The sequence below is a fragment of the Lunatimonas salinarum genome, assembly GCF_017811155.1.
Lineage (GTDB): Bacteria > Bacteroidota > Bacteroidia > Cytophagales > Cyclobacteriaceae > Lunatimonas > Lunatimonas salinarum.
On sequence record NZ_JACVCV010000001.1, the window covers coordinates 155,227 to 179,794 of the forward strand.

Sequence of the window (24,568 nt, forward strand, 5' to 3'; positions counted from 1 at the left end):
ATAATTTGTCCAAAATTCCCATGCTAAGTGCGCATCTTTTTGGATATTGCAAAGGTCAAAGACAGCGAATTAGCTCATGCTAAACCGATGAGGCATAATGCGCTGAGCAAAAGTATGCTGTCAGCCCAAAAGAAACCAACCATTCAATATGTTTAAAGTCATCCCTCGGGGACCGCTGTTAAGTTATTTCGTTGTGTTCCTATTCTTAGCCTTTTCTGGAAAGGCTCCCGCACAATCTGAAAAATTAGCCTTTGAACTCCAAAGGGGAGACCGGGTAATCCTTCTTGGAAATGCGCTGGCGGAAAACGAACAATTCTACAATTATTTTGAATTTGGCCTTTCCCGGCATTGGCCCGAACGCAGCATTACGTTCCGCAACCTAGGTTGGTCGGGGGATAATGTACATGGGGACGCCCGGAGTTACTACACGTCTCCGCCGACCTCATTTGAACTATTGATTAGCCAAATTAAGGAGGCCAATCCAACACATGTATTCCTTGCCTACGGTTCAGTGGAAGCCTTTGAAGGAATTGCCGGGCTAAAAGCCTTTGAAGATGGGCTGGAAAAACTTATGGCCATATTCCAAGAACTAAATAGCCAGGTTATTTTTCTTTCGCCTACCCCTCAGTTCGGTGGCGCTTCCGAGGAGTTCCTCAAGCAACGAAACGAGGAACTAACCCGTTATGCCGAGCAGCTAGCCCGGGTTGCGCAAAAGCATGGCAGCATCTACATTGATCTATTAAAGCCTCTTTCCGACATAGGTGCTTCCCTTTCAGATGATGGTGTTCACTTGAATGAATCCGGCTACTATCACATGAGTGAAGTGATAGAAAAGGCGCTGGGACTTATTCATAGCAACGGAGATATCCACATCGGTGCAGACGGAAAAGTGGAAAGCCAATTCAAGGTGCAGGTGGATCGCTGGGATCCCAAAAGCGGGCATTTGGCATTGCGGGTAGATGAACCCATCTTGAAAAAACCAATGCCTGCCGATGATACCTCGGGAGCTATCCTTCCACCGATTATGAGCATTAAGGGTCTAAAGAAGGGCTATTATACTCTCACCGCAAATGGTAAAACCGTGGCATCCGCATCCGCATCCACTTGGTCAGCGGGTGTTCCCATCGTACAAGGCGTCACCTGGTCTCAATCCGAACAGCTGCGTCAGTTATTGAATAAGAAAGATGAGGTCTTTTTCTTCAAATACCGTCCTCTTAACCGCACGTACATTATTGGGTTTCGAGAATACGAACAGGGCAGACACTTAAAAGACCTAGAGGACTTTAACGTGGTACTGACTTGGTTACAGGGTCAGATTACAGCGGCAAAACAGCCAAAGCAAATTCTGTATGAACTAAAGTCGGGAAACTGAAAGAAGCAAAGAGTTGACCATTGGTTAAGTTGCTTAATCAATGGTAAAATTCCCTTTGCTATAAACCTAGAAATCGAGCATCTGGAAAACGCTTTACCCTAAAAAGTAAAGTGTTTACTCGCAACGCACGGTTACATCCCTGAAAACACCGGGGTATTTATCCAAAAATAAACACCAGCTAGATGAACAACCTTACTTCATCCTATAAAGATTTTACAAACAGCACCTACTTTCCGGTATTCCGTTGGAAGTGGTTTTTATGTCAATGCTGCGCGTTGATTAGCTTGCCCTATCTTTCTGGCAATGCCCAAAACAGCCTTAGAGACATTCCTTCACCGGACGTAGAGGAACAACTCCAGTCCTTTCAGATTGCGGATGGCTTTGAAGTCAACCTATTCGCTGCGGATCCCATGGTGATCAAGCCCATTCAGATGAACTGGGACGAGCAAGGAAGATTATGGGTGGTAAGCAGCACGGTGTATCCGCACTTGAAGCCAGGAGAAACGGCCAATGACCGAATCTATGTATTGGAGGATAGCAACGGGGATGGACAGGCTGACAAATCGACGATATTTGCCGAGGGACTGATCGCCCCAACCGGTATATTACCCGGAGACGGAGGGGTATATGTGGCCAATTCAACAGAGATTCTCCACCTAAAGGACACTAACGGAGACGGGAGGGCAGACGTCAGAAGACGGGTGCTGACAGGATTCGGTACCGGTGACACCCACCACCTGATTCATACGTTTCGTTGGGGACCAGACGGACTGATGTATTTCAATCAGTCTATCTACATTTATAGTCACGTGGAAACTCCATGGGGGGTACGCCGTCTGGAAGGCGGAGGGGTTTGGCAGTTCAACCCCAAGACCATGGAGTTGAATGTGTATGCGAAGGGGCTAATTAACCCTTGGGGATTGCAGTTTGACCGTTGGGGGCAATCTTTTTTGACGGATGGTGCCGGAGGAGAAGGCATCAATTTTGCCTTTCCAGAGGCCACCTTCGTGACCGCACCGAGCGCTGAACGTATCGTCAGAGGCCTAAACCCCGGACAGCCAAAGCATAGTGGTTTGGACGTAGTATCCGGCAGGCATCTGCCAGAATCCTGGGAGGGAAGCTTGATTACAAATGATTTCCGGGCCAACCGGATCAATCGGTTCGTGTTGGAGGACCAGGGCAGCGGGTTTGTATCCAAGCAGGTGGATGACCTGCTATGGACAGACCACATTGGATTTCGGCCGGTTGATATTTTAGTGGGTCCTGATGGGGCGATCTATGTGGCCGATTGGTACAATCCTATCATTCAGCACGGTGAAGTGGATTTCCACGACCCACGCCGGGATCAGCAGCACGGCCGGATCTGGCGAATCACCGCAAAGGGAAGGGACACACTACCACTGATGAATCTGACAGCTTTATCGACTACTCAGCTCTTAGACGCTCTAAAAGCACCTGAAGCTTGGACCAGAACCATGGCCAAACAGGTACTTAAAAACCGGGAAGGTGTGGAAGAGGCGCTGGCGAAGTGGGTAGATGGCCTAGATGCAAAGGAAGAAGGTTACGAACACTGTCTATTGGAGGCGTTGTGGTTATCCCAAAGTAGAGGCACTGTCAATATGCCCCTTTTGAGCCGCTTACTCGTAGCAGAACAGGAAGGGGCTAGGTCCGCAGCTGTGAGAGTGCTGAGCGCCTGGAACCGACAAATCCCCAATGTCATGAATCTATTGGAGCGGGCCGTACAGGATTCACATCCCCGGGTACGCTTGGAAGTTGTTTCAGCCCTTGGACTAATTCGCCAACCAGAGGCCGCACAGCTGGCCCTCTCGGTACTGGATTTACCTGTAGACGAATACCTGGATTTTGCTTTGTGGAATACCATACGGCTACTGGAAGGTGCTTGGATGCCCAAGTTTGCTCAAGATGGCCAATATTTGGGGGATGCGAAACGTACTTCATATGCTTTAAAATCTGTCAAAAATCCGAAAGCCATAAGCCACCTCACAAATCTCTATGTGTCCGATCAAGTTCCCAAATCTTATCAAAACGATGTATTGAACGCTATATCCCGGCATGGCGGTACGGCTGAACTAAACGAACTTTTTGAAAAAACCCTTGCAGAACGGACTGCTCCTGCTAAAACAGCCGCAAGGCTCGCCGCGTTAAAGCAGGCCGCCAATCAACGAAAACTGTCCCCTGAAAACCAACCCGGCAGAATCGGCACCTTGGTAGAACATGATGATCCGGAAATTTCCACCCTCGCCTTGCAGTTGGCAGGGCTATGGAACCGAACCGAACTAACCATGAGACTGGTATCCCTGATCGAATCCGGGGATCGAGAAGTAAAAACCGCAGCGCTGGGAACACTTGCCATGATGAGTGATCCAAAGGGTCACCGCCTGTTATTCGACATGGCCGAAAAAGGCAAAACAGCAGAGATTCGGATCCTGGCCACCGCCCAATTGGTGCAGGTAAACCCGGCCCAAGCCGCAGAATTAACGGTTGGTCTGCTTGGATCCCAACCGGCAGACCGAGATGCCGCAGACCTATTCCGTGCGTTTATGAGAGAGGACGACTACGTTGCTGCCTTAACCGCACAGCTCGAAAAACAACGTATTCCGGCAGAAATGGCCAAACTGGGTAGGCAATCCATGAGGCAAATCAGCTGGTTTCGCCAAAATAATCACGTGAGTCAAGCGCTAAGAAAGGCCTTGGAGGAATCCGGCGGGGTGCTGCCTCCTGAAAGAATGCCGCAGCAACTGAGCGACAGTCAAGTCTATGCATTGGTTCAACAGGTAAAAAATACTGCGGATCCTGAGGTGGGCGAGGCCATTTACCGAAAAGCCGCGTTGGCATGTCAGACTTGCCATGCAATAGGTGGTGCCGGCGGGCTGATAGGTCCCGATCTTAGTTCCCTCGGAACCAGCTCCCCGATAGACAATATCATCAAGTCAATTGTGGATCCCACAGAGTCTATTAAAGAAGGTTACGAACTGCAAAAGATCACCAAAAGTGACGGTTCGGTTGTGATGGGTTACCTAGTAAGTGACGGAGGTAGTGAGATAGTGCTCAGAAACGTAGCGGGCATGGAAGAAAGCATCCCAAAAACCTTAGTGAGTGCCCATGAAAGCGTTCCTGGATCCCTCATGCCCCCAGGGCTAACCGCCAGTTTGGAACGGAAGGAATTTATCGACCTAATAGGCTACCTTTCCAAGCTCGGCGAATCCGGCAATTACCGAGTTCCTAACGAACGGTTGGTTAGGCGCTGGAGAACTGCCTCTAGCCAGCCTGAGCTCATTCGGCGTTGGGAATCTGAAGGATTGGAAGCGCTAATCTCCGGTGATTTCCGATTCCGGATGAGTCCCAACTACAGTAAAGTGGCCGGAGATTTGCCTTTGGATGAAGTGCCACTAATAGAATTGAGGGATGGTAAGCAGCAAAGCATGGTGCAATTTGAGATTGAAGTACTTACCGAAGGTGAGGTTAGCTTCAAAGTGAACCTTGCAAAAGGCTTCTCCATTTGGGCGGCGAATAAGTCTGTACCCATTAAAGACCAAGTTGCCACCGTCAGGCTGCCACAGGGAAAGCATCAGATTACGATGGCCATAGACCGAGGAATTCACGCAGAAGGAAGCCTTAAGATACAGCTGCAAGAACCACCTAGTGGTGCCGCACAGACCCGCCTTACCATGGGAAGGTAAATGTAAATAGGTATGGTAAATGAGATGAATTAAGAAAAAAGGCCGTTCAAATTCCTACCTTTGCCACTCATTGTTAATATGAAAGCAACCATGCGTACGACAAAGCCTATTTTCTACCTATTCGTTACCCTTTTGTACTTGTTCGTGGCTGGATGTGGCCAATCAAATTCCAACGAGGCTACTGAAACCCCTCAAGACGAATGGCAAGTCTTGTTTAATGGCAGAGATTTGGAGGGGTGGATTCCCAAATTTCACCACCACGAGGTGGGAGAAAATTATGCGAATACCTTCCGGGTGGTCGACGAGGCGATTCAGGTAAACTACGACGACTACGATACGTTTGACGAACGCTATGGACACCTTTTTTACGAACAACCGTTTTCCAGCTTTCACCTTACGTTTGAATACCGATTTACAGATCAATGGATGGAAGATGCACCTAGCTACACTTTCCGAAACAGCGGGGTCATGTTTCATTCGCAGGCGCCCGAAACCATCCTAAAAGAACAGGACTGGCCTATCTCAGTTGAATACCAAATGCTGGCCGAAGAAAAGCCCGGCGTACCTCGCCCATCGGGAAATATGTGCTCACCCGGTACCGACGTATATTTTGAGGGAGAATTGGATCCCCGACACTGCATCAACTCCTCCTCTCCGACCTTTGCTTGGGACGAGTGGGTACGGGCTGATCTGATCGTTTACGGCGACTCCCTTGTAATTCACCAAATAAATGGGGAGACAGTTCTCAAGTATACCCGGCCTCAGGTTGGCGGAGGAGTAGCAAATCGCTATGACCCTTCCTTAAAAATAGACGGCACGCCGCTCACGCAAGGCTATATAGGGTTACAGGCAGAGGGTCAGGGGGTAGAATTCCGGGATCTTCGAATCAAAAAATTGTAGATTTTTTTCTCTTGCGATCTTATAGCATGAAATCGAGCACGACGCAAGCGACACACACTGGGATGACTATCCGCCATGCGAGATTTTCCATGTGACCTTTGAAAAATCAATTATAGACACATGAAAAATGCAGAAGCAGTTGAACTTCCAGCATATTTTCCCGTTAGATTTCTATAGTTATATCGTCTAACCAACATGACTAGATTTATTTTATCCACGTTTGTTTTTTTAATATGGGCTGAGGTCTCAAAAGCACAGCAAGTTCCACGCCAGTCAATATACTTGGAACTGGGAGGCGCAGGGTTGGCGTATTCGGTAAATTACGATTTCCGCTTCGACAAAGCAAATCAACAGTCGTGGGGCATGCGCATGGGTGCCGGTGGCTGGGCCACTAGAAGTGACTTTAGTTCCGAAAGCCTGCTTACCATACCTGTACAGGTCAATAGGTTATTTGGAAAAAGAAAGCATTTTTTTGAAATAGGTGGAGGAGCCACATTCATCCACTATAGGGATCGCGATACTTGGAATAATTCAAACTTTGAGTGGCGAAATTTCAATTTTATTCTCGATTCCGGCGACACGCCTGCCTTTATGGGTACCTTGAATATGGGCTATCGCAAGGTGCCGGAAAACGGTGGCTTTACCTTTCGCGCCAACCTAACGCCTATTTTTAATCACAACGGATTTTGGCCCCTGTTTGCTGGAATCAGTTTTGGATATGCATTTTAATTCTATATTTACATGAAATCGAGCCTCCTCTTTTGCCTGCTACTTTTGGGATCTATCCAACTAAATGCCCAGCAAGCCTCCGATCCCCACCAAGCCGTATATTTCGAAGTCGGCGGAGCAGGGTTGATCTACACGTTCAATTACGATTTCCGATTTGATAAGAGCCGACTGGATACATGGGGCATGAAGGTAGGTGCAGGTGGCTATTGGATTCAGGAATCCGGTTTTTTTTCCGTTCCCCTTGAGATAAACCGGCTGTTTGGGAAGGGTCCGCACTATTTCGAGATTGGGGCGGGTGTCACTTTCATGGCGTTTAAGTCAAATTACTACGTCTGGAATTGTGATGAATTTTCTTGTGAGGGCACGTACTACAGAGACAGAACAGAAATCATCTTGCCCATAAATGGATCGCCAAACGCCATGGGAACTTTGAATTTAGGCTACAGGCGCATTCCCGTTGGTGGAGGCATTTCCTGGAAGGTCAATCTCACGCCAATCTACAACCAGAATGGCTTTTGGCCCTTGTTTGCAGGAGCGGGAATCGGTTATGTATTTTGATGGTAATTACCTCCATCATCCCACCTTCTTATTGTGCCTGATTTGAATGGCTCTTTTCCGATGAGCATACCTGAACTACTTAATTAGACAGGGTAAACTGGGTGACTAGTTCTCCGAGGAGTTTTAGTTTTTGCTCTAGCCGTTCGTTCCAATCCAGCCCAAAGCTCAAACGCATGCAATGGTGAAACTGATCCTGTAGGGTAAACATCCGGCCTGGGGCAATACTGATTTTCTGTTCCATGGCTGACTCATATAGTTGGGCGGTGTTGATATGCTTAGGACATGCTATCCAAAGGACAAAACCTCCTTGAGGCCGGCTAACTTGGGTACCCTCCGGGAAATACGCTCCAATACTTCGGATAAACTGTTCCCTATTCGAAAAAAGCCGCTTTCTTAGTGATACTAAGTGCTTATCGTAGCCCCCATTGTCGATAAATTCTGCGACAGCTTCTTGCGTCAAGGTGGTGCTGGAAAGCGAATGAAAGGCCTTTTGTCGCAGCACCTGCCGCAGGTATTTACCCGGCGCAATCCAACCCACCCGATATCCCGGAGCCAGCGTCTTGGAAAACGATCCACACCAAAGCACCCAACCGTGCTGATCAAAGGCCTTACAAGGCTTTGGACGCTTTTCTCCGAAATAAACGTCCCCATACAGGTCATTTTCGATGAGTGGAACCTCATAGGCCGTGATCATCTCCACCAACTTCTTCTTTCGCTCCTCGGGCATACAGCTACCCAACGGGTTATTGAAATTAGTCACCAACAAAAGTGCATCCAAATTTGGAAGAATACCCTCCAACGCTTCCAGGTCAATTCCCTCCAGCGGATGGGTGGGCAGTTCTATGACCCTAAGCCCAAGGTGCTTGGCTAACTGTAGGATGCCATAATACACGGGACTCTCAACCGCAACCGAAAACCCAGGCTTTGTGATGGCCATCAGGGCAAAAGATATGGCATTCATCACTCCCGCAGTGATGACCAATTCATCCGAATCCAAATTACCCCCCCAAGTAAATGCACGCTTGGAAATCAAAGACCTGAGTCGCATATTACCCTGAATGTCGCTGTATCCGGTTCCACCCGATGGTAGGTTGAGCAGCGCCTTTGATAGGCATTTGCCTAATTTGGAAACCGGAAGGAATGACGGCGCGGGCACACTTAGGGAAAGCTGTGTAATGCGGGTATTTGTCAGCTGTTGAAAAACCTTTCCAATCAATCCGTCCGCCTCTTTATGAGAAGGCGACACAGAAGGTTGGCTTTTATCTGGAACCGGCAGTTCAAAACCCGTCACCTGCCCGACATAAAAACCAGATTGAGGCTTGGAAATGATCAGGGACCTGCTTTCCAAGGTCAGATATGCCTGTATTACCGTGTTTTTACTCACCCCGTACAAGGCGCTGACCTTCCGGATGGAAGGAAGCTTCTCCCCTTGCTTGAACAAGCCACCAGTTATCTGCTTTTCAAAAGCCGCTGCCAAGTTCAAATACAAATGTTGCTCCATGTTCCCTGAAAACTGTACCCTTCAAATATAGTAAAAAATGTATCTGTAACCCTTTACGAAAAGAATGTTCCTTTGTGTGGCGGTAAATATATTTCACAGATGGAACAAGAATCGTTCAGGTATCCTATTGGCAACTGTCAAATTCCCGAGCTCATTACGCCGGAGACTTTGCAAAATGCCATAGATGACATTCGCACCCTTCCTCAACGAGTGGAGGATATGCTTGGGAGTTTAGGGGAGTCCAAATGGGATATGCCGTATCGACAGGCTGGATGGACGGTTAGGCAGGTGGTCCATCATTTAGCAGACAGCCATATGAATGCACTGATGCGGCTGAAGCTGGCGCTAACGGAAAAGAACCCAACCATAAAGCCGTATTTGGAGGCTGCCTGGGCAGCACTTCCAGACTATCAGATGGGGCCTCAAGCATCGTTGGTCTTATTACAGGGAATTCATAGTCATTGGACCACTCTGCTGGAATCTATGAACCAAAACCAATGGAAACGAACCTTTTTCCACCCTGAAAATCGGCAAACTACCTCACTGATGGAACATACCCTGCTGTATCAATGGCACGGAAATCATCATCTCGCTCACCTCAAATTATTACAAAACCAGAAACCTATCCAATGAATCACCCTATGAAAGCGTCTCCGAGTATCCGTGCCGATTTTGATTTTAAGAATTTCACCTTTGGCATTCAGGCCACTGACCACATGCTTACAGCGGCTTATCGGAATGGAATGTGGCAGGATTACGAAATCCTGCCATTCGGAAACCTCAGCATCAACCCACTTTCCATGGCCCTTCACTATGGGCAAACGGTGTTTGAGGGCCTGAAAGCGTATCGCATGGAAGATGGTGCCGTCAATATTTTCCGTTTGTCAGATCATCATGATCGCATCAACCGATCTCTCTATCGAATGGCAATGCCTGCATTGCCAAAGGATCTCTTTGTGGGTGGCATGGAGGCACTTATCCGAACAGAAGAGTCCTGGATTATCAACGACCCCGATTACTCCTTGTACATTCGCCCCTGCGTGATTGCCACCGAAGCCCGACTAGGGGTAGATGCGTCCGAGGAGTATTTATTCATGATATTGCTCTCTCCCATGCGATCCTACTACAGCAAAAACCTAAAGGTCAAAGTCGAAACAGACTTTATTCGTGCGGCGAAAGGAGGTACTGGAGCCGCAAAAAACGGTGGAAATTATGGAGCTACCCTATTGCCCCAGCGGTTGGCAAAGGAAGCAGGTTTTGATCAAATCATTTGGTTAGACGCTACGGAACGCCGATTCATTGAAGAATCCGGCACCATGAACCTGATGGTTATTTTAGACGGGCTCAGCTTAATCACGCCACCCGCCGGTGAAACCGTTCTAAAAGGCATCACCAGGGACTCCATTCTTAAATTGGCTCCGTCTATTGGATTAGAAGTAAATGAGGCTCCCATTGAAATTGCCGATCTGATGCAATGGATTGAAGCGGGTCGTGACGTGGAAGTTTTTGGTGTAGGTACTGCAGCCATCATATCCCCCATAGAATCCATTTCTTACCAGGGTAACCTTGCCTACCCGAACACCCGGCCCGATTCCAAGATGGCTCAACTAAAAGCCCTGCTTCAAAGTATCCGTAGAGGAACCCACGGAGACAGGTTCGGCTGGAATCACCTCGTCTAACCCAACACTAGCGATCGAAAAAGCTTTATAATTTCTAAGAGTAATGGTACCTAGGAAAAGCCGCCGCTTAAGAACCAATTTGAGAACATGATAGGGTTAAGAACGGGTATTCACTAGTATCAAGTCCTCTCGTAGCTGTTTTATTTCAGGATCAAGGCTTTCTGAAATAGCCTGATAGTGTCTAATCAGTTCCTCAGAGACCTTCAAAATGGGTTGGTTCGGAAAGCCGTGATCCCTTAGGTGATGTACCAATTTCAACACCATAAATCCATCCATCCAACTCCAAAATTTCTTGGCAAATACCACGTGGGTCTTGGACTCCTTTCGGAATTGGCGTATTCTCTGACCAAATGAAAGCCGCTCCAATGGGTTTTGTAACGAGGCGGGAATTTGCAGTTGCTCACAGTCCTGTTGAAATAACTCCTCGACTCGATCAAAAAAAACCTTGAGCACCTGAAACACTTCCATGGAATACGTCTGCAAGTCCCGCTGTCCGGATTTCCATTCCAGTTGGGCCCTTCCGGTTCCAAAGGGTACCCGATCTGATATGCGGCAGGAAGGAAAAACGGTGGCAGGCAGATCTACATAACCTCCCAAGGGAAGGAGCTTATGCATAAAGTAAAAGTCTTCGCCGGCCTTTCGCTTGTTCATCCCACCTGACCGGGCATAGGAAGAAGCCCGCACCGCCATGCAGGAACCGACCGTATGCACCGCAAAAGGATATCCGGCCCACTTTAATCCCTGAATAAAGCATCGAAGATGAAGCTCATACGCAACGATTCCCTTCTGCAACAATGGGTCTGACTCATGCCTCCAATTATGGCTAAATTGAAAATGGGCGAGTTTTACCTGTTTTTGGGAAAATACCTTTTCCGCGGCTACCAAATAGTTGGATGAAACGAGACAATCGGAATCCAAGCACAGTATTGGACCATCTTCACCGGCCTGCACCCAGCGACGCAGTCCTTCGTCCATGGCAAGTTTTCTGGCTAACCCCGCCCCTGCCGTTTTATCTGGCAACCTTTCCTCGCCCATAATAAGTAGGTGGAGGTGTGAACTTGAATTGAATTTTTTCCAATGTTCCAGCTGCCGCAGAGATTCCTTATTGGCCTTTAGCACCTCTTCGGAAGCACTTTCAGGGGCATTTACGGCCACTATGACCTCCACGTCACCGGATGGGGGCACACAAGCCCGAAGCGAATTCAAGGTGGAAATGACATCCGGCTCTTTATAACAAGGAATCGCAATCACCAAACAAAGATTATCCGGGGGTTTTTGATTGAAATAAGCAGGCTTTGTCTCAAACCTACCCTCGTAGGTACACAGCATTTTTTCCATATACTGACCCAAAGTTAACGTTCCGATCACAGCGCTTGCGAAGATCCTAAATTACATCTATTAGCACAAGAAATCGCTCAAATCCACAAACAACAATTCCTGCCGCATAAAAGCAAAGTTTTAATACCTTTGAATTCCAAACAGAACCAAGAGGGCATCTCTAGGCGACTCCCTTTGGGCTGGAAAATGGCTTTCTGGAATACGTGATCCTTTTTGAACGTGTAAAAACAATGACAGATAAATGAAATACTCTATCGATTTAAAGGTTGATTCCTCCCAATCTTGGTTAGCCGCTGTCATGGCAGATTTCGATGCATTCTTGCAGGACCATGCAGATTGCGAACGCAAAGCTTCCGCCATGGCCACCTCCCTAATTGCCAAGTACCCTGACCGAGAAAAAATCATCCCAGACATGATTGAGACCGCCATCGAGGAACTCGAACATTTTCAACAGGTGTTTGAATTGATGCAGCGAAGGGGCGTTCCATTGAATGCCGACATGAAAGAAGACCCTTACATAAAGCAATTGATGCCCCTGACGCACGGTGGTACCCCTGAATCAAGATTTCTGTCCCGACTTTTACTCGGATCAATCGTCGAGTGCCGGGGATGCGAGCGGTTTAAGTTGGTCTCAGAGGCACAGGCAGACGAGGAACTCAAGCGGTTTTACAAAATGCTTTGGACTTCTGAGGCAAAGCATGGGAATATATTTGTAGAACTCGCTTTGGGGTATTTTGACGAAAAAACTGTTTACGGTCGGCTGCATGAGATGATGGAATTTGAAGGAGAGGTTATCAAAAATCTGCCCATTCGCGCAGCACTCCATTAACCTCAGGCCTAAGGTTAAATACAGCGATAGGGGCTAGCATACCGCAGTATACTAGCCCCTAAATATATACAAGACGCCGAGTAAATTAGCCTACCTTATAGGCTGTAACCAACCCGGTATTCCCGATGCATATGCCTTTCCGCCTCTGAATCGTTTACGAACTTCTCATTACTGGGATCCCATTTAATCGGTCTCTTCAATTCATACGCAATATTACCCAGTGTGCAGGTTACGCAGGTGCTGTGTCCTACTTCCACCGGGGCAATCGGATCTTTCCTTCTGCGTACCGAATCGATGAAATCGACATGATGAGCTCTGCTTCCCCCTCCTGACATATCCTTTTCGTCTTCCAAAACCGGATAAAGCGAGGGGTCGGACGCTTTGTAACTGCTACGGGTTACTTCAATCCAGCCATCAGAGCCAAAAAATTTACATCCACGAGATGCGTTTTCATCAAACGGCTGCTCTGTTACCACGATTCCATTAGCGTATTTAAACGTAAGGAATTCTGTATTATGATAGCCTGCGGGAATTATCTCTACAGGTCCGTTACGATCCATTCCGATGCCCCATTGTGCAATATCAAACATATGTGCACCCCAGTCGGTGGTAAGTCCTCCTCCGGTTTCCTTGTACCAGCGCCATGCCCCCCATAGCTTCTCGTTCTCTGGAGGGTTAATGCTGATAGGCGGATTAAGTTCATGATTATAGGGAATATCTGCCTTCAATGGGCCCAGCCACATTTCCCAATTCAATCCGGCAGGAACTTGTTCTGCTGGAAGGTCAAAAGGCTTCGGAGGCCCACCGGAACAAGCATAGACCTTCGATATTTTACCGATTCTGCCCTTCTGCACCATACGTACCGCATGTTGGAAATTGGCATAGGACCGCTGCATCGACCCCGTGGCCAGTACAATATTGTGTTGTCTTACCGCTTTTACCAATTCCTGACCCTCCCGAATCGTAAAGGTTAGCGGCTTCTCCAGATAGATATCCTTGCCCGCCTTACAGGCATCAATAGCGATAAGTGCATGCCAATGATCCGGAGTAGCGATCACCACCGCATCTATGTCCTTTCTGGCCAGTAGATCGTGATAGTTCTCATACACCTCTACCTGCACACTTTTACCCTGTTCTTTGTAATGGGCTTCTGCTCGACGTTTGAATCGCTCCCGCTTGATATCATAGACATCGCAGCCCGCAACGATTTCCACGTCAGGAATCGTTATAAAGCTGCCCATCATGCCATTGTTCTGCCGGCCTAACCCAATCAAACCCAAACGCAACGTTTGTTGGGCAGGTGCGTGGGCTTCGGATTCCCTTGCAACGGATAAACTCGGCAGAACCCCTGCCCCCGCAACACCAAGAAGACCCTTGCTCATGAAGTTTCTTCTAGAAAGTTGCTTTTTATTATTTTCACTCATTGTTTAACTTGGTTTATTGTTTTGATTTAATGGCAAAATAGGCAGTAATTGGCAAATTTCCTCGTAAGAAGGTTGGTAAGTAACGCAATTGACACAAAAAATCAAATTATCCAATCGATAGCAGACATTGGGTAATCGTCACACAATGAACAGATTATTCCAATCGCCAATCGCCATTTTCACGAAAACCGGATAGGCTTTGACGTTGAAAATCAATTATTGATATATGAAATACAACTTTTCGGATTCAGGAATGAAAAACAACACATATACACTTGATTATCAATTATTTAACAAACTATAAAATACGCCAAAAAAAATATTTATTGGGAAAAACTGAATGAAGTACATTTTTTAAGCGCTAAAATACTTTTTATATATTACCAATTATTTCAACAATTTAACACTAATAAAATCACTTTTATAATATAATTGTTTTGTTTATATTTGTTTAACAGAATTAGATAAAAAACCCGTCTTTTAAGATCGCAAAATTCAAAGAGGGATTCAGCAAAGTTTATTGTCTGTCAAAAAAGGGAGGTGTGAAATGGAACTTGGAGTTGTGATAATAGCCGGCATTGCATTGGGATTCGGATTGATCTATAAGTCCTTTATCCATGCGGTAGATGACCCAGAAACTTTTGACGTCGCTGCGATGAAAGAAAAGTTCAAGAAACCTGACGGTTGGAAAGTGGGCAAGCTTCCAGAAGACATGGAGAAGCCTGAAAAGCTGTCAAAAAAAAAACAACTTAGTCTTATCTTTTAATTCGGGAACCGTTAAAAGGCTTCTCCAATGAAGAAATAGACTCCTGAGCCTTCCTTTGTAAATGCCCAGTCCAACCTGGTATAAATATCTTTTTTGGGAAATAATAAAAATCTCAGCCCTGCTCCCCCAGACCAAACCCATTTGTCAATACTCAGGTGGTCCCAGGTGGGAAATACTTGCGAGGTGGAAGCAAATACTGCGGCCCCGAAGCGCTTGGTAAACCCTAGATTAATTGGTAGAAAGCGAAGCTCAATTTGGGAAGCTAGCTGATTTTTATCTCTGTAACGACCGGTATAGTACCCCCTCATCAGGCTCTCCCCTCCCATCAAGGACAATTGATTAAACGGAATATCACCCCACATAAACTGCCCATAAAGTTGGTAAGCAAAAACTGTTTTTGCAGATAAGGGCCGGTATATTCGCGTATCAAACAACAAGTTGTTGAAATTGAAGGCAGTATTTGAGAAGGGATTGTAAGTAAGAAGTGCAACCTCCGAAAAAGAACCTCTGCGAACATTGAGCACGTTATGCCTATCATCAAAAACCAAGCCTGCCCCGACTCCCAAGTTGGACGATCCCTCGGATCCTAGAGGCAATGTAAGCGACTCCGACGGCTTTGCAGGCAAAAAAGTGACATTACTGAGTCGTTGATAGTCCATTTCCAACCCAAAAAACAGATTTTTACGAACCTGTCTAAGTATACGTTCCTTGATTAAAACCTGATTCGCATCCACCCTCGCCACATATTCACTGGGGGCATTCGGACCAATGCCAAAGTACAGCAACGGAAACCGCTGGTACCTGATCCTTCCGAAAAGAAACCAATCATTACGTGGTGTGTACAAAGCATGGTCAAACCAGACACCATATTGACCCTCCAAGGTGTAAAAAGTAAACCCGTTTATTTCACTTAGTCGATTGGTAGTATCTCTATCCGCGTAGTACACGTACAAGGTGCTAAATCCCACCTCCCAATTGGTTTCTGGAGAAAAGGCTAGCGTGGGATACAACAAAAATTGTGGCCGGGATATATCGCTGGTGTCATTGAGAATTCCATTCAGGTAGCGCTTTACAAACCCTTGGGCTGAAAGGAACTGTGGACTACACAGTAACAAGAGGCAAGTAATGCCGGGCAGGACCGTAGTTATCTTTAAAATATGCATGCGAAAAGTCAAATCAGATATAACCAAAGAAACGACTGATCCTGTCTTAATGCTTTATCCACCGTGGCCGCAGTTTCATGATTAACCTTCATTGGCTTTTAACAAAAGATACCTGGGAAGGTAATGCAATCGATAGACGCCGCTAACAAGGTAGCAGTTCTCATAGTCATTTAGTTAGTCACGGAGCACTTTATCCGGGAGCTCTGCCAAACTTGCCAATACAAAATCTGGCTGGGCCTGTATCAGCTGTTCTTCGGTTTGTGCGCCGGAAAGCACCCCCACTGTAACCCCGCATCGTGCATTCTTGCCTTCTTCAATATCTATGCAGGAGTCACCCGCCTTAAGCACAAAGGCAGGATCTTCAATTCCTGTAAGCTTCATAGCCTGTAAAATCATATCTGGAGCGGGCCTGCCATTTACTACGTCATCCGCCGTGACCAGCCCATCAAAGTCAGCCTTCAATTTCCAGCCCATCTTTTCAAGTAGCGAAGAAGCCGTCTTACGGTCGTAACCTGTATTGAGAACCACAAACATTCCCGAGGCCCTGAGAAGCTCCATCGCTTCTTTCACCCCAGGAAAAGACTTTACATCCAACCTGTCGTAAGCGCGTTTCAATGCAGGCTTAAAATTGGCAAATGCCCGATTCGCCACCAGGTTGACCTCAGTAGCTTGCGTACATCCAATCAGTACATCTACAATCGCCTGATGCTTTTCCTTTCCCGCCCCATATTCCAATACCTGATCTAAAGACACGTCAAATCCTTGCTCATTTATCACCTGCTGCACGGTCTTATAGACCACATTCCCTTCGTCAACAGTCGTACCCGCCATATCGAATACGGCTAGTTTAATTTTCCCTTTCATGTGTTTATAATTTGCTCTTTAGCGATCAGATGGAATCCCTGCCTACCGGCAGGCAGGTCGCATGGTTTCCCCGATAGCTATCGGGGCATCCCAGCGTGTGACGGGTACGTCATGTTCGATTTCATGTGTCATGATTGCTTTTAAGCGGTCATTTTTAATTTTAACTTTATAAAAGCCAATCCAAGTTACCTCTAGCCGCTTTAATGCCCAAGTATGCGAAAATTAAGCGGGATTAACATCATTTTCAGTCAAAATTTTAAGGGGAAAAATGAAGACGAAATTTAATTCAGTACGATCAAAGGTCTGGAGGCTGTGATGACATTGCCGCGAGTATCGTATGCATATACGTAAATCCTGGATTTCTTTGCTGGTTTGGCAATTTCCACATACTTATCATTCAGCAGGCCTTGAATTACTGGATTTGAACGCTTCCATGTACCTTCCTCGTAAATCTCCCACTTGAAAGTAAGTGAATCCGTGTAGTTGTTCGTTACGGCAGCAGTCAGCCACAATGGATCCTCCTTCCGAACCCCCTGCCAGTTGCCAACGATGCTTAAATCTGGAAACGCAGCGTCTTCAACTTCTGTACCAAGCCATGCACTGGCCAAATAATGGTAGGCCGGCTTCGGATTTCCATTGAAATCCGTGATGCCAAACCATGTGGCCGTACCCTCAAACCGGTCCTGCCAGCTGAATGCAAATCCTCCCAGGTTGCGGCCTTTATTGGCTTCTATGTAATCCGACCACTGTTTATGGTAATACTGTGCTTTGGCAACCGACGATACCTCTACCAAGATACTGTCGTTCCAAAAATCACCGAGCTCTTTGTTCCAGTATCCTTTGGGTCCAAATTCCGTTACGGCATAAGGTCTTTCATTGTCAAAAGTCTCAAAAATCTGGGAGAGATCGCTGATGTTTTCTTCATAATAGGAGTTAATTCCAATGGCATCCAATGACGGAGCGTGGTGCTTAAAATCGTGGATGGCTCCTATAAGGCGGACATTATCATGTTCCTCGGAACTGAAAACCGGCCGGGAAGGATCTATCTCATGGATCTTCTGGGCCAAATTTTCCAAAAACGTTACGTATCGCTTTCGAACCACCGTCAAATAGGGTTGACCATACCGCTTTTTCAGCAGACCCCAGGTTTCATTTCCGATGTTCCAGGCAATGATGGATTCTTCATGTTGATACTTTTTTACGTACTTGAGTACCTTTTTCTCATAGGCCCGCAACTCATCTTCGTCAGCTACGTAATCTACTTTGGGATCAAACCAAAAACCGTACATGATTTTCATATCCTGCTCCTTGGCTTCCTTCAGGATATTGCGATCGTAGACGCCCGGTTCATACCGCCTAATGGTATTCGCCCCTGCTTGCTTCATTTTTTCAAAATCTCCAGCCACTTGCTTTCGGGATAATGGTTTAAAACCCTCTTCCCAGTCGTGACCGTTGTTATAGCAAATACCCTTCATATAAAACGGTTCACCATCCACCTGAAGGGAAAAGTCACCCGAAGTGCCCCTTAGGTTCTTTGGACGAGTCAAGGGAGTGGATGCCGTCGAAAGAAACTGCACGGGTAAACGCTCCACTTCCCGAATCGCAATTGATCTTGCTATTGTTGAAAGGTCAAAGGTCCAATCGATCGCCTTGACTTTACCGGATGGCTTCCAGTCAGCGATCGCCCTATCGTCGCTACTGCTATAGTACCATACAATTGCTTTGATTTCCGGATGGGAATTGCGAATGGTATTCAAAGACTTTATGTTCCATGCCTCCGGATCTGTGGAGAAAGATGCCGAACCAAACTCTGCAAGCATCACAGGTACTTCAATTTCCAACGACTCCAGTTCCTCCTGAAAGGGCGAGTAGAGTTCATCAAAGCTTCCGGATCTCCCAGCATTAGATGCTGAACCGTAATTCAAGGCAGTGAATCCGACCCAATCCACCAACTCCGTAGTAGATCCACCCGACCCGTAAGGATAATATTCAGCTATATTTTTTGGATCGTTGGGTGAAAATACCCAGCTGACATTTTGCGCACCTACACTTTCGAATAGATAGTGGACATGTTTCCAAGCTTCTTTGAATTCCTCTGAAGTGTTTCCGAAAGCCGCGGACCAAGGAAATTTAGGGTCATCCATATCTGGAGCGAAACGCAAGAATACAGGTGCGTTCAAGTCGCGAACAGTTTCCGCCATTCTAATAATGTATCCGTCAAAATGTCCCGCAAGAATTTGTTGAAATACCCCGGCACTGTCCTGACCGATCGAATCTTGTGCAATGTCCAAATAAGGTTGCCACGTAATCATAGGAATGGCACCGTGCGAAATGATCTGACGCCATTTGGCTTCCGGTAATGTTGGACTTGACCACTTCAGGTAGGTGGAAAGAATGGACCATTGATGATCTGACTGAACCTCTGTGTTCTCAACATATCTCAGGTCTTCTGACAGGTCAAAGTTCGGTTCATATAAGCCGGTGTAGAAGCTACCGTATTGCTTTTTGCTGATAGACATCTCTACAGGCAATTCATTGAATTTAAAATTCAATGCTGAGAATAAAAACAAAATACCGAGGACGAGTGGAATAGTCGCCGAAACAGGCAGCGAAACGCGACTGATCTTCACATAGGTCAACTCCAAGGACTCCACAGCGGGCCGGGTTTTTAACCAATACCAGGCTGCTCGAATCTTCTGAACCCATAAGTATTGCCCCATCAAAAATGCAGCAAAGAAAATGATGCTGTTTGATATCGCAAAGCTTGCCATCATCCAGCTATAGGGCTGCCAGTCTACACTAACTCCATACATCGCAGCCGAGAAGGAAACAATCGATACGATCAAATTAGGTAAGCCCAGCAAAAAGTCTCCTTTCGAAGAGTGCTCTTTTGGAGTAGGTATATAGGGAACCTTTTTATTGATAAGGGTATAGACAAATCCCAAAATATAGATCCACCAGGTACCGACGCGTAGAATCCCGCCAAGTAAATGTAACCCCTTTTCATTTCGGCTATGCAACCAATGCTGTGCATAATGCCTTTGAAGCATCGACATACTTAAAAAGGGCAAAAATATGGCGAAAAATACTGTAGGGTTCAGCAACCAAGGATATTCGCCAGTGATCAGGGAATAAATAGGAACACCCACGTCGATTAAGCCTACAAATCCAAAAAGAAAATAAATCGGAAGCAGGAAATAATGCAACTTTTGTCGAAACGTAAAACTGGAAAACAATTTGGGTAGTTTGTTCAACCATAAGTCGAACGTACCTCTGCTCCATTTCAATTGCTGTTGGTAATAAGCCGCTAAGCTGCTAGGTACCAATCCCAAAGACAAAACCTTTGGCTCATAAACGGATTTCCATCCTTTGGCGTGCAGCAACATGGCTGTGTGCATGTCCTCTGTAAGACCCGGAGCATGTCCCCCGATTGAATCAAGCGCAGTGCGTCGGAAAGTACAATTAGCTCCTATCGCCTGTGCCGTCCCGAAGGTGCCCATAGCCTCCATATAAGGGCCATAATACATATACGTTTGTTCGGCCGCAGCATGCGCGACCAAGGATTCGCTTTGGTTCTTATAGGCCTGTACAATCTGTACGTAGCCAACTTCCGAATCATCAAAATGGTGCACTACATGATCCAAAAAGTCGGGAAAGGGTACATGATCTGGGTCAAGAATCACACAAAGCTCGCCGGTAGCTCCCCTTAGCGCATTATTGATATTACCAGCCTTGGCATTCTCATGGGTCTCCCGAGTTACGTGGATCGCCCCCAATCTATTACACAATGCCTTTAGCTTCGGATCATTGCCCTCGTCACATAAATAGGAAGTATGGGGATACGTCACCGCTACCATCGCCGTTAAAGTCTCCTCAATCATGTCATATGGCTCCCCAGGACATGCCGTCGTCAGCATATCCACCGAGTAAACCCTTGCAGCTTTTTCCGGCAACTTATTATCTTCCCGTCTTTCAGATAATGCCCAAAAATGATACCACTCAAAGCCAACTTCGAGCACCTTTAGTATAAGTGAACCCGTAAGCAAGTAATAGGCAATCTCATCCCCTACCCCCACTATCCAAAAAAAGCCAAACAAAAAAGCAACCAACGACAAAATGGAAGCAAAATTTAGCAAATTCCTTAGCATCGCATTTAAAATTTAAGTCTACTACACCCACCTATTTCACGTTCCAAAATACATTAAAATTATTTTAAAAAACAAATTTCTATATGTTAAATATTTTCTACCTTTGTCGCCATAGGCGGGGGGAGATCGTAAAATTCTCTAAAACGGATTTTATTCAATTATTTTAACTCAAGTTGGCATGAAAAAGTCTTATAAATCAAACTTGCTTTTTTTGAAGGGATTAGTACTTTTTGCGTTATCGGTGTCTTGCACGCAAGAAAACACAACGTTTAATCCGAATAGCGTATATGTGAATTACGAAAATGGACGCGCTACATTGTACAGAGCCGGGGCTCCGTATTACATCAAAGGCGGAAGCGGAAGGGATCACATTGAAAAAATCGGAGAGAACGGCGGAAATTCGGTAAGAACCTGGAGCCTGCATGAAGCGGAGGAACTGTTGGACAAAGCGCATGAACATGATATGACGGTGACTTTAGGTATTGAAATTGGCCGGCCCTATTGGGGAGAAGATTTCAATTACTGGAATTGGTTTGCCGTAAGCCGAAAGATAGAGGAACTGAGACCCATCATCCGAAAATACAAGGATCATCCCGCACTATTAATGTGGGGAGTCGGCAATGAAGTGGAGCTTCAGGGCGGCAATAAGTACCTAGTTTATCTTATGACGAACCGCGTTGCCAAAATGATCAAAGAGGAGGATCCCAATCATCCCACTATGATGGCGACCAGTGTAAAACTTATTGGAAGAAGTGGCATACTCCTTTCGAACATCGATATCATGGGGTACAATTCATTTGGCAAAACGCCATTATTTTTTGAAGAGAATAAGAACTATGTACCTAGAGGATGGAAAAAGGCATATTTATTCTCTGAGATCGGACCTCCGGGGCACTGGGAAATAAACGAAACAGAGTGGGGTGCACCCATCGAAATGGACATCTCCGAAAAGCTAGCCTTTCTCCAAAAATATTGGGATTTTATAGATTCGGATACGGTTTCATTATTGGGGTCCTATTCATTTTATTGGGGCTACAAGCATGAGATTACCGCAACGTGGTTTAGTCACTTTTCTAAGGAAGGGGCTGAAGCCGAAACCGTGAAATTTCTCAAAACAAAATGGAGGGGCGAAAATCCAACAAATTTCCCACCGAGGTTGTCTCCTATAAAAATTAATCAACAATTTCCTGACATAAATACGTATTTGGTGGCAGACTCGCTTTTCCAAGCACATATTGAGGCATTTGATCCAGAAAGCGACAGTGTTACCTACCGATGGGAACTCTGGCAGGAAGAAATAAACTTTCATGAAATGAATTCCTATAACTACAATATGGAACACCTGCTTTTCGATCAAGACAGTAGCACCTTGACGTTTAGAACGCCCAAGAATGAGGGGGCTTACCGTTTATACATTTATGCATTTGATAATCAGGGTAACTTTGTATCGAGAAACCTGCCTTTTTATGCTATAAACCGTTGAAACCAGAAATTCTGTCGGGTAGGAAGGCCGCTGAATTCTTGGTATTATGCTAAGAAAAGCTACCAGGTTCCGTTTAGGTAAGCAATCCTACGTTTCACTTCGTCATTCATTACTTTGGGCTTCAGCTTAGCAGTATCTAGCATTCCTGTAAAGCAGGTATGATCTAGAAAATAAACCAATGAATTCAACGCCATCAACCCCTCAACTGGATCCACCGTATGGTTTATTAACTCGACCAGGGAATCTACAGGATTTATTCCCGCCGCAATACCCAAAAACTCTATCGCTCTCAGAGATACTGCATTGTCTTCCGAATGCCTCAATTTACTGATAAGCGGAACTAACGCACTGGCCTCAGCCCCAAATCCAGAGGCGACGGTTGTCGCCCAATATTGCTCCAACTCAGTACCATACTCCAAAAATCGCCGCAAAGATGCCTCTGCCTCAGTAAATGGTCTCGTGCCCAGATTGTTTATCTCCAATAGTTTACCCAATACCGGATGAAATCGTTTTCCATATGATACCGGATCATTTAGCGCAGCCTTTACCAGGTAATTTTCCGGAAGGAATCCCAAGTCATTTTTCTCCAAAAGCATCTCATGTAAGCGATTCCGCAAATCCTGAACTATATACTGAAAATCGGATCTTTGAGCCAGATTATTCGTTTCCAGAGGATCTTCTTCCAAATCAAAAAGCATCTCCATCGGCTTAGCGGAAAAAAACTGGCCTTGAAGAGAATCCAGCCCTCGTTCGGTATATAATTTTCTCCACTCCGCGTAAGCCAGCATCTGGTAGCGGTAGTTATTATGCAGCGCATCGGGATAGAAGGGTTGAAAACTTCTAATGTATTTATACTTCCCCTTCCGTAAGGATCGCACCATATCGTATTTCTCATCAAATCGATCCGCATACCCCAGCGCTTCATCCCGTGCTGCCACCTCGCTACTCCTAATTCCAGGGCCTAAAAAGGCTTTGCCATCCATTTGCGAGGGGATTTCCAAACCCGCTAAGGAAAGAACCGTGGGCGCAAAATCAATGAAACTTACAAACCCCTTTTGAACTGATCCGGGCAAGGCATCTACCAAATGGCGGAAATTTTGAGGAATCCTCACCACCAAAGGCACATGAAGTCCCGTTTCGTACAAATAACCTTTGCTGCCTGGGAGTACTCCCCCATGGTCTCCAAAATAAAATACAAAGGTATTTTCCAATTGCCCATCTGCTTCAAGTTTACGAAGTGTCTCGCCAACCCATTGGTCTATTTCTCTGATTTTATCTCGATGATAGGCCATGGTAAACCGAAAAATCGGGGTGTCCGGGTAGTAAGGAGGCAAAAACACCGACTCTGGTGAGTCTAGGGGTTGGTAAGTACCCAGCAGCTCTCTTTCAAAATGAAGCCTGCTTTCGTGCGACTCCATAAATGTCTCTTGATGAAAAAAGGGTTGATCTCCCGACGGTCTGTCTCTCCAACTGGCCTGATTGGATGAAGAATCCCAGACATCGGGTGCCTCTACCGCATTGTAATCTTTTTTCGCATTATTGGTGGTATAATACCCCGCCTTCCGAAGGTACGCCGGAAACATTTCCAGCCCTTCGGGCATAGGGGCTAATTTTATTTTTCGATGCAAATGCATCCCTGTTCTCGTTGCCAAGGCACCTGTAATCAGCGTACTTCTGGCCACGGAGCAAACCGGTGCATTTGAAAAAGCATGCATAAAGGTGATTCCATGCGCTGCCATGGCTCGAATCGCCGGTACCTGCACTCCCGAAGAATCAAACAGATCCATATAATGCTTGGAATTATCTTCAGAGATCAAAAAAACAATATTCGGTACAGCGGGGATCTTTCTCTTCAGTTGCGGCAACACAGGCGTTGATGTTTCTGTGGCTTGCTGTTCGGGCAAATGCTTTGGGATGGCAACCACGTGCAAAAAAATAGTCAGATATAAGCATAGATTGGGTAAATTCATCGGTAGAAAAGGGATTAGGCGAGATCGATAACTAGGCCAAAGCAAATTAACGATGTCAAACTAGCAGTTTTGCCTCAAATTAGCGAATAAGCGGCGTAAAAAAGTGCATTAAATTTTCTGATTTACTCAACAACTTGCATGAA

The 24,568-nt window shown here is 46.1% G+C and carries 17 protein-coding genes; 10 read left to right on the top strand and 7 right to left on the bottom strand.

Annotated features, from left to right (window positions below; all coding sequences use genetic code 11):
* Window positions 1-148 precede the first annotated feature (148 nt).
* From IAQ59_RS00650 to IAQ59_RS00670, 5 genes are all read left to right on the top strand, one after another.
* Window positions 149-1,372: a GDSL-type esterase/lipase family protein gene (locus tag IAQ59_RS00650; RefSeq protein WP_209328834.1), complete on the top strand. Its 1,224-nt coding sequence runs from the start codon at window positions 149-151 to the stop codon at window positions 1,370-1,372.
* Window positions 1,373-1,554: 182 nt separating this feature from the next.
* The gene (locus tag IAQ59_RS00655) at window positions 1,555-5,073 is read left to right on the top strand and encodes a PVC-type heme-binding CxxCH protein (RefSeq protein ID WP_209328835.1); all 3,519 of its coding nucleotides are present in this window, start codon (window positions 1,555-1,557) and stop codon (window positions 5,071-5,073) included.
* Between the two features lie 90 nt (window positions 5,074-5,163).
* A complete protein-coding gene (locus IAQ59_RS00660; RefSeq protein ID WP_209328836.1) occupies window positions 5,164-5,973 on the top strand; it encodes a 3-keto-disaccharide hydrolase in 810 nt (269 codons plus the stop codon).
* A gap of 195 nt (window positions 5,974-6,168) precedes the next feature.
* The gene (locus IAQ59_RS00665) at window positions 6,169-6,702 is read left to right on the top strand and encodes a hypothetical protein (RefSeq protein WP_209328837.1); all 534 of its coding nucleotides are present in this window, start codon (window positions 6,169-6,171) and stop codon (window positions 6,700-6,702) included.
* A gap of 12 nt (window positions 6,703-6,714) precedes the next feature.
* A complete protein-coding gene (locus IAQ59_RS00670) occupies window positions 6,715-7,260 on the top strand; it encodes a hypothetical protein (protein ID WP_209328838.1) in 546 nt (181 codons plus the stop codon).
* 79 nt (window positions 7,261-7,339) lie between these two features.
* On the opposite strand, the gene IAQ59_RS00675 is transcribed toward IAQ59_RS00670, so the two are convergent.
* On the bottom strand, window positions 7,340-8,761 hold the full coding sequence (locus IAQ59_RS00675) for an aminotransferase-like domain-containing protein (protein ID WP_209328839.1): 1,422 nt from the start codon (window positions 8,759-8,761) through the stop codon (window positions 7,340-7,342).
* 99 nt (window positions 8,762-8,860) lie between these two features.
* Between IAQ59_RS00675 and IAQ59_RS00680 the strand changes: the two genes are divergently transcribed.
* Entirely contained in the window at window positions 8,861-9,394 is a 534-nt protein-coding gene (locus tag IAQ59_RS00680) for a YfiT family bacillithiol transferase (RefSeq protein WP_209328840.1), read from the top strand.
* Window positions 9,391-10,440: a branched-chain amino acid aminotransferase gene (locus tag IAQ59_RS00685; RefSeq protein WP_245189336.1), complete on the top strand. Its 1,050-nt coding sequence runs from the start codon at window positions 9,391-9,393 to the stop codon at window positions 10,438-10,440. The genes IAQ59_RS00680 and IAQ59_RS00685 overlap by 4 nt, the downstream gene beginning before the upstream one ends.
* 96 nt (window positions 10,441-10,536) lie before the next feature.
* Here the strand turns inward: IAQ59_RS00685 and IAQ59_RS00690 are convergent, their stop codons facing one another.
* Window positions 10,537-11,778, bottom strand: coding sequence for a glycosyltransferase family 2 protein (locus tag IAQ59_RS00690; RefSeq protein ID WP_209328841.1), 1,242 nt, complete (start codon window positions 11,776-11,778; stop codon window positions 10,537-10,539).
* Between the two features lie 241 nt (window positions 11,779-12,019).
* Here IAQ59_RS00690 and IAQ59_RS00695 point away from each other — a divergent pair, with 241 nt between their 5' ends.
* Window positions 12,020-12,607 carry a MiaE family protein gene (locus IAQ59_RS00695; protein WP_209328842.1) on the top strand — a complete coding sequence of 196 codons (588 nt, stop codon included), beginning with the start codon at window positions 12,020-12,022 and terminating at the stop codon, window positions 12,605-12,607.
* A gap of 95 nt (window positions 12,608-12,702) precedes the next feature.
* Here IAQ59_RS00695 and IAQ59_RS00700 read toward each other — a convergent pair whose 3' ends face one another.
* Window positions 12,703-14,031, bottom strand: coding sequence for a Gfo/Idh/MocA family protein (locus tag IAQ59_RS00700; RefSeq protein ID WP_209328843.1), 1,329 nt, complete (start codon window positions 14,029-14,031; stop codon window positions 12,703-12,705).
* A 547-nt stretch (window positions 14,032-14,578) separates the two neighbouring features.
* Here IAQ59_RS00700 and IAQ59_RS00705 point away from each other — a divergent pair.
* A complete protein-coding gene (locus tag IAQ59_RS00705) occupies window positions 14,579-14,797 on the top strand; it encodes a hypothetical protein (protein WP_209328844.1) in 219 nt (72 codons plus the stop codon).
* Window positions 14,798-14,808: 11 nt separating this feature from the next.
* Here IAQ59_RS00705 and IAQ59_RS00710 read toward each other — a convergent pair whose 3' ends face one another.
* The 3 genes from IAQ59_RS00710 to IAQ59_RS00720 form a co-directional block, all read right to left on the bottom strand.
* The gene (locus IAQ59_RS00710) at window positions 14,809-15,960 is read right to left on the bottom strand and encodes a BamA/TamA family outer membrane protein (RefSeq protein ID WP_209328845.1); all 1,152 of its coding nucleotides are present in this window, start codon (window positions 15,958-15,960) and stop codon (window positions 14,809-14,811) included.
* A 174-nt stretch (window positions 15,961-16,134) separates the two neighbouring features.
* On the bottom strand, window positions 16,135-16,824 hold the full coding sequence (locus IAQ59_RS00715) for a phosphonatase-like hydrolase (protein ID WP_209328846.1): 690 nt from the start codon (window positions 16,822-16,824) through the stop codon (window positions 16,135-16,137).
* 281 nt (window positions 16,825-17,105) lie between these two features.
* Window positions 17,106-20,972, bottom strand: a complete 3,867-nt coding sequence (locus IAQ59_RS00720; RefSeq protein ID WP_209328847.1) for a glycosyltransferase — start codon at window positions 20,970-20,972, stop codon at window positions 17,106-17,108.
* A 178-nt stretch (window positions 20,973-21,150) separates the two neighbouring features.
* Between IAQ59_RS00720 and IAQ59_RS00725 the strand changes: the two genes are divergently transcribed.
* Window positions 21,151-22,455, top strand: a complete 1,305-nt coding sequence (locus tag IAQ59_RS00725) for a glycoside hydrolase 5 family protein (RefSeq protein ID WP_209328848.1) — start codon at window positions 21,151-21,153, stop codon at window positions 22,453-22,455.
* Window positions 22,456-22,514: 59 nt separating this feature from the next.
* Here IAQ59_RS00725 and IAQ59_RS00730 read toward each other — a convergent pair whose 3' ends face one another.
* A complete protein-coding gene (locus tag IAQ59_RS00730; RefSeq protein ID WP_209328849.1) occupies window positions 22,515-24,425 on the bottom strand; it encodes a sulfatase family protein in 1,911 nt (636 codons plus the stop codon).
* Window positions 24,426-24,568 lie beyond the last annotated feature (143 nt).